7 protein-coding genes are annotated in these 10,133 nt (G+C 61.7%); 2 read left to right on the top strand and 5 right to left on the bottom strand.

Translation table 11 applies throughout. The features are described from left to right. Positions 1-244, top strand: a 244-nt coding sequence (locus WBB95_RS22200) for a hypothetical protein (protein ID WP_424489521.1), incomplete at its 5' end; no start/stop codon positions are given. A gap of 132 nt (positions 245-376) precedes the next feature. Further along, on the top strand, positions 377-2,794 hold the full coding sequence (locus tag WBB95_RS22195) for a glucose/quinate/shikimate family membrane-bound PQQ-dependent dehydrogenase (protein WP_424489520.1): 2,418 nt from the start codon (positions 377-379) through the stop codon (positions 2,792-2,794). 121 nt (positions 2,795-2,915) lie between these two features. Here WBB95_RS22195 and WBB95_RS22190 read toward each other — a convergent pair whose 3' ends face one another. The 5 genes from WBB95_RS22190 to WBB95_RS22170 all read right to left on the bottom strand — a co-directional run bounded on the left by WBB95_RS22190 (position 2,916) and on the right by WBB95_RS22170 (position 9,774). Next, positions 2,916-3,335, bottom strand: coding sequence for a group I truncated hemoglobin (locus tag WBB95_RS22190; protein ID WP_424489519.1), 420 nt, complete (start codon positions 3,333-3,335; stop codon positions 2,916-2,918). Continuing rightward, positions 3,335-4,198, bottom strand: a complete 864-nt coding sequence (locus WBB95_RS22185) for a DUF3034 family protein (protein ID WP_424489518.1) — start codon at positions 4,196-4,198, stop codon at positions 3,335-3,337. Before WBB95_RS22185 ends, WBB95_RS22190 begins: the two co-directional genes overlap by 1 nt. Positions 4,199-4,203: 5 nt before the next feature. Then, positions 4,204-6,552: an EAL domain-containing protein gene (locus tag WBB95_RS22180; RefSeq protein ID WP_424489517.1), complete on the bottom strand. Its 2,349-nt coding sequence runs from the start codon at positions 6,550-6,552 to the stop codon at positions 4,204-4,206. Further along, complete coding sequence (locus tag WBB95_RS22175; protein ID WP_424489516.1) at positions 6,536-7,219, bottom strand: methylamine utilization protein; 684 nt, start codon at positions 7,217-7,219, stop codon at positions 6,536-6,538. Before WBB95_RS22175 ends, WBB95_RS22180 begins: the two co-directional genes overlap by 17 nt. A 218-nt stretch (positions 7,220-7,437) precedes the next feature. Then, positions 7,438-9,774: a putative bifunctional diguanylate cyclase/phosphodiesterase gene (locus tag WBB95_RS22170; RefSeq protein WP_424489515.1), complete on the bottom strand. Its 2,337-nt coding sequence runs from the start codon at positions 9,772-9,774 to the stop codon at positions 7,438-7,440. Positions 9,775-10,133 lie beyond the last annotated feature (359 nt).

Below are 10,133 nucleotides of genomic sequence, written 5' to 3'. Positions count from 1 at the left end.
CATCGCGGGCAAGCCCGGCTCCCACACGAGCCAGCTTTCGCAGACATTTTTGCAGCGACGTTCTGTCACTGTTACCAGATCTGAAATGATGCATCTCTCGATTTACGCTTTCTCAAAACGAGAAGGCGCTTTATCCTTGCCGCAACAAACTGAAACGTTTCACTCCCGCGGTCGACCCCATCTTGCTGAATTTTCCTCTTCTCAAAGACAGCGCTGTCTTACACCGACCTGCGCCTGGGAATAAATCGCCCGCCTGTGGATAACCCGGTTATCCACAGAAAAACCCAAATAACGCTGAACCAAGCCCGCGCCGAATCGTCATCTACAGTGAAGCTCGGGGTTACATAATTATTCCAACGTCACGGAGATACACACTATGAGCACTGATGGTGCCTCAAGCCCAAGCCGCCTGCTGCCCAGGCTGCTAGGCGTCTTGTTGCTGATCATGGGCCTGGCCTTGCTGGCCGGCGGCGTCAAGCTGAGCATGCTCGGCGGGTCGCTGTACTACCTGCTGGCCGGTATCGGCATCGCCCTCACCGGCGTGTTGCTGCTGGCCACCCGCCGCGCTGCGCTGGGTCTATACGCACTGGTGCTGTTCGCCAGTACCGTATGGGCATTGTGGGAAGTCGGCCTGGACTGGTGGCAGCTGGTGCCGCGTCTGGCCCTGCTGTTCGCCTTGGGCATCGTCATGTTGCTCCCGTGGTTCCGTCGTCCGCTGCTGCGTGGCCAACCGGCCCCGCTGGGCACTGGCGCGTTGAGCGTGGCCGTGGTGCTGGCAGGCGCTGCCGCCCTCGCCAGCCAATTCACCAACCCGGGTGAGATGGTCAAGACCGGCCAACTGGACCGCGACGCTGTACCTGGCATGGCCAGCGCAGCACCGACCCAAGCCGATGGCGACTGGAACTCCTATGGCCGTTCGGCCTTTGGTGACCGTTACTCGCCACTGGCGCAGATCACTCCGGAAAACGCCCACAAGCTGGTGCCGGCGTGGACCTTCCGTACCGGCGACATTCCTGGCGCAGGCGACCCCGGTGAAACCACCGCGGAAAACACCCCGCTGAAAGTCAACGGCATGCTGTACGTGTGCACACCGCACAGCCAAGTGATTGCCCTGGACCCGGACACCGGCAAGGAAATCTGGCGTTTCGACCCGAAGATCAGCACCCAGGGTGCGCAGAACTTCAAGGGTTGGGCGCACATGACCTGCCGTGGCGTGTCGTATCACGATGATGCGGCCTACGCTTCCGAGCAAAGCCCGACCGGCAGCGCCAGCCCGGCTGCCGCGCCGACTGCCTGCCCGAAACGCATCTTCGTGCCGACTGCCGACACCCGTCTGATCGCCCTGAACGCCGACACCGGCAAGATGTGTGAAGACTTTGGTGACAAAGGCCAGGTCGACCTGCGTGCCAACATCGGCAGCTTCGCCCCAGGCGGTTACTACTCCACGTCGCCACCGGCAGTCACCAAGAACCTGGTGGTGATCGGCGGCCACGTGACCGACAACGTCTCCACCGACGAGCCTAGCGGCGTGATCCGTGCGTTCGACGTGCACACCGGCAAGCTGGTGTGGAACTGGGACAGCGGCAACCCGGACGACACCACCCCGTTGGCCGAGGGCAAGACCTACACCCGCAACTCGCCGAACATGTGGTCCATGTTCAGCGTCGATGAAAAACTCGGCATGCTCTACCTGCCGATGGGCAACCAGATGCCCGACCAGTACGGCGGCGACCGTACTCCGGACTCTGAAAAATACAGCGCCGGCCTGACCGCCCTGGACATCGACACTGGTCACGTGAAGTGGACCTTCCAGTTCACTCACCACGACCTGTGGGACATGGACGTGGGCGGCCAGCCGTCGCTGATCGACATCAAGACCGCTGACGGCGTCAAGCAAGCGGTAATGGCATCGACCAAGCAAGGCAGCATCTACGTGCTGGACCGTACCAACGGCCAACCGGTGGTGCCGATCAACGAAATCCCTGTGCCGCAAGGCGCGGTGGCCGGTGATCACACCTCGCCTACCCAGCCGAAGTCCGACCTGAACTTCATGCCGCCGCCGTTGAAAGAGCGCGACATGTGGGGCGTGACTCCGTTCGACCAACTGATCTGCCGGATCGACTTCAAGTCGATGCGCTACGACGGCCCGTTCACTCCGCCATCGCTGCAAGGCTCGATCGTTTACCCGGGTAACTTCGGTGTGTTCGACTGGGGCGGCATTTCCGTCGATCCGGTACGCCAGATCGCTTTCGTGAACCCAAGCTACATGGCGTTCAAATCGAAGCTGATCCCGGCTGCCGACATCGCCAAGCAAGGCCCGCGCGTCAGTGAAACCGAAGGTGTACAGCCGAACAAAGGCGCGCCGTACGGCGTGATCCTCGAAGCGCTGCTGTCGCCAATGGGCCTGCCGTGCCAGGCCCCGGCGTGGGGTTATGTAGCGGCGGTCGACCTGACCACCCACAAAACCATCTGGATGCACAAGAACGGCACCGTGCGCGACAGCTCGCCGGTTCCAGTCCCGCTGACCATGGGCGTGCCTAGCCTGGGCGGTACGTTCACCACCGCCGGTGGCGTCGCGTTCCTCAGCGGTACCCTCGACCAGTACCTGCGTGCCTACGACGTGAAAAACGGCAAGCAACTGTGGGAAGGCCGCCTGCCAGCAGGCGCGCAAACCACACCGATGACCTACACCGGCAAGGACGGCAAGCAGTACGTGCTGGTCATGGCCGGCGGTCACGGCTCGCTGGGCACCAAGCAGGGTGACTATGTGATGGCGTTCAAACTGCCGGATTAAGCAAGACTGGCGGTAAAAAAAGGCGGCTACCCTCAGGGGTAGCCGCCTTTTTTCATGTTGTGGGTGGGTCGGTGGGTAGATATCCGTTGCCAACCACCCTGCACCTCCATGCCAGCGACGCTCAGCGCCCGATCACCTCACCCCGCATCACCGCCAACCGCGCAATCAAGCGATTCTGCACCGGCACCGCAATACCTTGACTGTCCATCGCCTTGATCAAATCCTCCACCAGCGCATTAAAGTCACTGCGGCTTATGTGCTGCCCCTTGTGGCTCTCGGCCATGCTGTCACCGGTGTACGTACACGGCCCACCCGCCTCGACACAGAATTGTTCGATCAACTTGTTACGCAAACGCTGGATATCCACACGACGAAACCGCTCAACGATACGTTCATCACGCGCGATGTTGAGCAGCATGCCTTCAACGATCCGCGTAATCCCCGGCATGGCGCCGAGGTCGCGATAAAGGCTGTCGTTCTTCGGCGGCTGCTGGGCGCAAGCACTGACCAGCACCATCAGAAACACGAGTAAAAAACGCATCAAAAACTCCCCTGCAACGACAGGTAAGTACCATTCTGGTTATCCAGCGTGGCAATCGCCCCAAGGCGTGCGTAAGCCAATACAAACGACACATGCTTGTTCGGAAAATAGCCGACAAACACATCCGCCCAATCACTCTCACCGGCAAACGAAAGGTTATCGGGCTTCTCGCGGTACTCAACGCCTACCGCCCAGCGCGGGTTGAGCAGCAGCGCCACCGAGCCTTCCTTGAGCAGGCTGCGGCTGTCACGGCGATCACCGCCAAAGCCGAGCAAGCCGGTCTCATTGGCCCGGCTGTAGCGCAGGCTGCCATTGACCAGCACGTTGTAGCCAAAGGCGGCGCCCATGAACAAACGGCTGGCGGCGAGGTAGCCCTCAACATCGCTGTCGCGCTTGGCACCGACCAGGCCAGGGATATCAAAATTGGTCTGGTGCTTGTATTCCAAACCGAGGGACACCTGGGGCAAACGGTCGTAAATCACATCGCCGAACACGCGTACCTTCAGTCCCAGCACATCCTGCCCGAGGTGGTCTTCGGGCAAATTGAGGGTGTGCACCAAGGTGCCGAGATCGAAGCGCTGGCGGGCGAAAGACACTTCGACACGGTTGTCGTAGGCCAACGCCAGGCCCGCCACATCCAGCCGGTAGTCTGGCAGGTTGACCGTGGTGGCGAAGGCGGTGGCGCCCCACTCGTGCTGTTCACCGTAACCCGCCAGCACTGCCCAAGGTGTGATGCCGCCGCCCGCCGCACCCTCAAGGCTGCTGCCGCCGCCGGTGGCGATCAAGCGGCCGTTATCGGCCAGCGCCGTTTGCAAAGTCAGCGCGGCGAGGCCACCAATCAGTAAAGAAGAACGCAACGTCATGCCACTCAATGAACCAAGGAAGTTTGCGCACTGAGAGGCAAGGCCACCCAGGCTTCGAACGCGTCGGCACTCAATGGCCGACTGATCAGGTAGCCCTGGGCCGTGTCGCACTGCCAGCGCTCCAGCAGGCGCAGGCTGTGGGCGTATTCGACGCCCTCCGCCACGACTTTAAGGCCCAGGTTGTGGCTCATCTCGATGGTGGAACGCACGATCACTGCGTCTTCACTGGTTTCATCAAGGTTGCGCACGAAGGATTGGTCGATTTTCAACTCTTGCACCGGCAGGCGCTTGAGGTGCGCCAGCGACGAATACCCCGTACCAAAATCATCTACCGACAGGCTGATCCCGCAATCGCGCAGCAGATGCAGGACTTTCAGGGCTTTTTCCGGCTCGCGCATCACTGCGCTTTCGGTAATCTCAAACAGCAACTGTTCGGCCGGCAAACCATAGCGACGCAGCAATGCAGAGACGCGATGCGCCAGCTCATCGTCGAGCAAATCATCCGCCGAGATGTTCAGCGACAGTTGCAGGCACAGCCCACGCCGGTTCCATTCGCACAACTGGCGTATTCCCTCCTCGACCACCCAGTGAGTCAGCAACTGGATGCTGCCCGAGCGTTCGGCCAGCGGGATGAATTCAGCCGGCGAAACCATGCCGAACTGCGGGTGCTGCCAACGCAGCAAGGCTTCGGCCTGGCGCACATGGCCCTGGCGAATGTCCAGCTTGGGCTGGTAATGCAACAGCAGCTGGCCTTGGCTCGGCGCGTGACGCAAGTCGCGGATCAGCGTGATCTGGCGACGGTGCGCGAGGTCGCGGCCGTGTTCGTAAACCTGCAAGCGGCCAGGCATTTGTGCTGCGTCCTTCATTGCTATCGCCGCCCGCTCCAACAAGGTGTGGGCGCTTTCGCCATCGGCCGGGTACGCGGCAATGCCCAGTCGGCAATCCAGCGCCAGGTCATGGCCACTGATGCGCTGCGGACGCAGCAGCAGTTGTTGCAGCTTGTCGGCCATGCCCACCGCTTCGTCACTGCCCGCGCCTTGCAACAGCAAAAGGAATTCGTCGGCGATCAAATGCGCCACCGTATCGCCGGGACGCAAGGCGGCTTGCAGGCGGTGGCTGACATCCAGCAGCAGTTGGTCCACGGCAGCCGGACCTGCCGCTTCACTGGCGGCACGCAGGTTATCAATCCCCAGGTAGATCAGTGCTATCGGGCGTCGGGTAGCGATGGCACTGCCAAGACGCTCCATCGCCAATGCGCGGTTGGGCAAACCCGTGAGGCGGTCGTGCAAGGCGTTGTGCGCCAGTTGCTGTTCACGTTCGGCGATGCCGCTTTGCATCGAATTAACCGCGTGTGCCAGCCGCCCAAGCTCGTCGCTGCGCGCAAGCATCACAGGGGTCTGGTAATCGCCCTGACCAATACGCTCAGCAGCCAGGGCCAGGGCCTGTACCGGTCGTGACACGCCGCGCGCCAGCAGCAAGGCGCCGATCAGCGAGGCAACCAGCGCAATCAGGGCAATGCCGAGGATCTTTTCATCCAACGGCGCAAACGCCTGCATCGCCGTATCCAACGGGCTTTGCAGCAACGCCAATACCTGGCCGTCCTGGTCACTGGCCAACACCAACGACTGGCTGAGAAAACGCTGCGCCAGGTGTTCAGTGGTGGACACGCCATGGCGCATCGCGCCCCCCAGCATCAAGTTGACGATGCTGTCGCGCAGCACCTGGGGCTGCGTGCTGACCAGCTCGCCCGGCTGCTGGCGATCAATGGTCAGGAACGACACCTCCAGATTGCTCAGCGAGCGCAGTTCATCGGCAAATGCGCTGTCCATGCTGAACCCCATCACCACGCGGGCAATCGGCAACGGCGCCAGCACCGGCGCCTCCACCAACAGGTGCGGCTTGCCTTGCAGCGGCACCATCAGCATGGTTTGGCGGTTGCGCCGCGCCTCGCGCAGCGCCTGGTCATAACGAAAGGTCGATCCCTCGGGCACGTCATCAAGGGTGCTGGCAAGGACTTTGCCGTCCATGCCGAGCAAAATCATGTCGCTGGCATTGATGCGCTTGCCATGGTTAAGCAGCACGGAACGCAGGGTTGCCGAATCGCCACTGGCCACCGCATCGCGAAAGCCGAAGTCCGCCGCCAGCAATTGCACACCGTCGGCCAGGCGGCGGCCGCGTACTTCCAGCAAGCGTTCGAACACCCGCGTACCCACTTGCAACTGGGTCATAGCCTGGCCATGCACGGCCGAACGGGTCGCGGCCTTGACGCTGAAGTACAGCGCACCGATTACCACCAGCAACAGCAGGATCAGAACGCTGGCGACCCGCGCCTGAAAGCTACTGCGCAGTTTCACGGGCAGCTCGATTAAAGGCATCGCCAAACGTTGTCGGCGCTGGTGCGCTCGGCACATCAGCCGAACGCGGCTCCAGGGCCAACTGCACAGCATGGTTCAAGCCGCTGGCAGGCACATTCACCGTGCCGCCATCCAGCGGCTGCATGTCGGCCAGTTGTGGGTGCCACACCGTGACGTGGTAGGTACCCGCCGGCAGCCCGTCCAGACGCACCCGGCCCTGGGCATCACTGACGCCAAACCGCGGGTCGTCGGTGACGTAGACATAGCCAAGCATCCAATCATGAATATTGCAGCCCAGCACCACCACACCGGGTTTGTCGAACAACAACGGGTCGGCAGGTGTGCCTTCGTAAAGACGCAGTTCGAAGCGCTTGGCGGCCGAAAAGGAATACACCTGGTGGCGAATATTGTCGCTGTTGGGAAAGCGAATCTGGGTGCCGGTGTGCACCGCCAGAACACGGGGCGCGAACTGCTGGCCGCGCTGGTCCATGTCGGCCTTGAGCGTACCGGCGGGTACACCGACCGGACCTTGCAGGGTCACGACCGCATCACTCACTGCGGTGCCATCCGCCTGACGCGTGAACACGTCCAGCGTTGCCGCAGCGACCACGTTACAGGCTGAGAGCAACAGGAAAACAACGGATAACTGCTGGAAAGTCCTGGGCATTCGGGGTCCGCACGAAATAAAAAAAGGAGGCGGCCTGCCTTGGCACAGAAATGGGCAACGGATGCTGCGGGTTGAATAATGCCGCAAGCAAGGCCAATTGCCATCATTGAATTTACGCTCAGGACAAACCGTTGGTCGGCAAAAAACCTATGCAAACGGTCAGGCTGTGTAGAAGGTATCGACCACACCTGGAAAAGCTGTAGCAACAGGCTGGGATTTCAGACGGGCGCACGCTCACGCCGCATCCACATTTCGAACGCCATTGCGTTCAATGGCCGGCTGATCAAATTTCCCTGGGCCGTGTCGCACTTCCATTGTTTGAGCAGCGCCAGGCTGGGTTCAAATTCCACGCCCTCGGCCACCACCCTGAGGCCCAGGTTATGGCTCATTTCGATGGTCGAACGCACGATCACGCCGTCACCGCTGGCGCTGTCGAGGTTGCGTATGAACGACTGGTCGATCTTCACTTCTTGCACCGGCAGGCGCTGCAACTGCGCGAGGGATGAATAACCTGTGCCGAAGTCGTCCACCGACAAGCTGATGCCGCAGCGGCGCAGTTGCTCCAATACGTTGAGGGCCTGTTGCGGGTTGTGCATGATCGCGCTTTCAGTGATCTCGAAAATCAGCTGCTCGGCCGCGACGTTGTATTGCATCAACAAGGCGGTGACGCGAATGGCCAGGTCATCATCCGCCAGGTCGTCCACGGAAATATTCACCGACAGCTGAATGACCAAACTGCGCTTTACCCATTCGGCGATTTGGCGAATGGCGGCTTCAATCACCCACAGGGTCAAGCCGCCGATGCTGCCGGTGCGTTCGGCCAGCGGAATGAATTCGCTCGGTGACACCTGCCCAAGGGTCGGGTGCTGCCAGCGCAGCAAGGCTTCCGCCTGGCGCACGCGGCCGTCCTGCAGGTCGAGTTTGGGTTGGTAACACAGGAACAATTCGCCCTCGACCACGGCGCGGCGCAGGTCGCGGATCAGTGTGATCTGGCGCTGGTGAGCGAGGTCGCGGTCCTGTTGGTAGATCTGCAAATGCCCGGGCAAGGTCGCAGCATCATGCCGGGCAATGGCCGCGCGGCTGATCAACTCTTCCACCTGCTGGCCGTCCGCCGGGTAGGCGGCGATGCCGATGCTGACCTCGTGGCGCACTTCGTCGTTGCCGATGCGCTGGGTTTCGGTGAGCAGCGCATACAGGCGATCAGCACGGGCCACGGCGCGGTCGATCTCGGTGTTTTCCAGCAGCAGCAAGAATTCACTGCCGGCGATACGCGCGGCGGTGTCGCTGGCCAACAGGCTCATGGACAAACACCGGCTGGCTTCACGGAGCATGTCCTCGACACCCTGGGGGCCAAAGCCTTCATTGATCACCCGGTAATTCTCGATGCCCACGTACAGCAACACCACCGGGCGCTGCGCGCTGATAGCACTGCCCAGGCGCTCCATGGCCAGGGCACGGTTGGGCAGGCCGGTGAGCGGGTCATGCAGGGCGTTATGCGCCAGTTGCCGCTCGCGCACGGCGATGCCGCTTTGCATGGCATTGAACGCGCGCGCGAGCAGGCCGAATTCGTCGTGGCTGCGCACCCGCACCGGCGTGCGGTAGTCGCCGGCGCCAATCCGTTCGGCGGCCTGCACCAAGGCGTTGAGCGGGCGCGACACGCGGCGCGCCAAAAACAGCGCGGCGGCCAGCGACACCAGCAGCACCGCCAGGGCAATCGCAAGGAATTGCCGGTCCAGTGGCGCAAAGGATTCCAGCGCGTGGTCCAGCGGGCTTTGCAACAACACGCGCACTTCATCGCCATCGCCGGTGTTGGCCAGCGGCAGCACCTGACTGAGCATGCGTTGCCCATAAAACTCCGTGAGCTGCGCCTCAGGGTTCAGGTGTTCCTCGCGCAACGTGCGAATAATCGCGGCCTGGTGGGCATCCGGCTGGGTGCTGAACAACGTTCCGACGTGGCCGTCCTGCACGCTGAGAAACGACACTTCAAGGTTGCTCATGGAGCGCAGTTCATTGGCGAACAGCCGGTCCATGGGAAAGCCCATCACCACGCGGGCGATGGGCTGCGGGTCGAGCACTTCCTCTTGCACCAGCAAATAGGGCTGCTTGTCCAGGGCGACGATCAACATCTGCAGGCCGCTGCGCCGTGCATGGTGCAAGGCCTCTGCATAGGGAAACGGCTGGCCCTGGGCCAATACGGGCAAGGTGCTGACTATCACCGTGCCCATCAGGTCGAGCACAAACACTTCGCTGGCGCGCAGGCCGGTGCCATGCCGACGCAGCGCCGCCAGAATCGGCGCCGTCTGGCCCTCGATCACGGCGTGTTTGAACGGGCCATCGACGGTCAGCCAGTCGAGCCCGTATTGCAGACGGCGCCCGCGCAGGTCCAGCAGGCGTTCGAACACTTGGCTGCCGGTGTTGAGTTGCACCTGGGCCTGGTTTTCCACCGCACGGGTGGTGGCGGCCTTGACGGCGAAGTAGGTGGCGGCGACGACCACCAGCAGCAAAAGCGCCAGCACCCCGGCAATGCGGGTTTGGAATGTGTGGCGCCACTTCATGGCCGAGCCCTCTGGCAGCGTGTGCGTCTCTCTGCCGCTGGGTCCCTTTGTCATACGCCTCCCTGGCGACTGCTGACTTGGCGTCAAAAAAATATCGATCTTTAGGGGTTTATTGGTTTTAGGAGAGTAGCTGGGGGATTGGATATGTACACCCAATAGTTGCTGGCATTTCAATGTCAGTTTATTGGCGGGTTGTTGTGTGGATATCCGTTATTGGGGGGTGGCTTATATAGGTTCCGCTCTTACAGCGGCTCACTTTTGGTGGAGCGCAAAAGTAAGCAAAACGCTCTTGCCCCTCCACTCGGCACCTCGCCTAGGCTCGGTGTGCCCTCACTCCGGCTTGAATCCGTGGGCCGCCG

The sequence above is a fragment of the Pseudomonas sp. genome, from assembly GCF_049645325.1.
GTDB lineage: Bacteria > Pseudomonadota > Gammaproteobacteria > Pseudomonadales > Pseudomonadaceae > Aquipseudomonas.
Note: the sequence above shows the minus strand (reverse complement) of the source record. Positions and strands in the feature narration are given on the sequence as shown.

Coding starts and splice junctions, on each gene's coding strand:
- WBB95_RS22195 (WP_424489520.1), top strand. CDS start 377: ATGAGCACTGATGGTGCCTCAAGCCCAAGCCGCCTGCTGCCCAGGCTG.
- WBB95_RS22190 (WP_424489519.1), bottom strand. CDS start 3,335: ATGCGTTTTTTACTCGTGTTTCTGATGGTGCTGGTCAGTGCTTGCGCC.
- WBB95_RS22185 (WP_424489518.1), bottom strand. CDS start 4,198: ATGACGTTGCGTTCTTCTTTACTGATTGGTGGCCTCGCCGCGCTGACT.
- WBB95_RS22175 (WP_424489516.1), bottom strand. CDS start 7,219: ATGCCCAGGACTTTCCAGCAGTTATCCGTTGTTTTCCTGTTGCTCTCA.
- WBB95_RS22170 (WP_424489515.1), bottom strand. CDS start 9,774: ATGAAGTGGCGCCACACATTCCAAACCCGCATTGCCGGGGTGCTGGCG.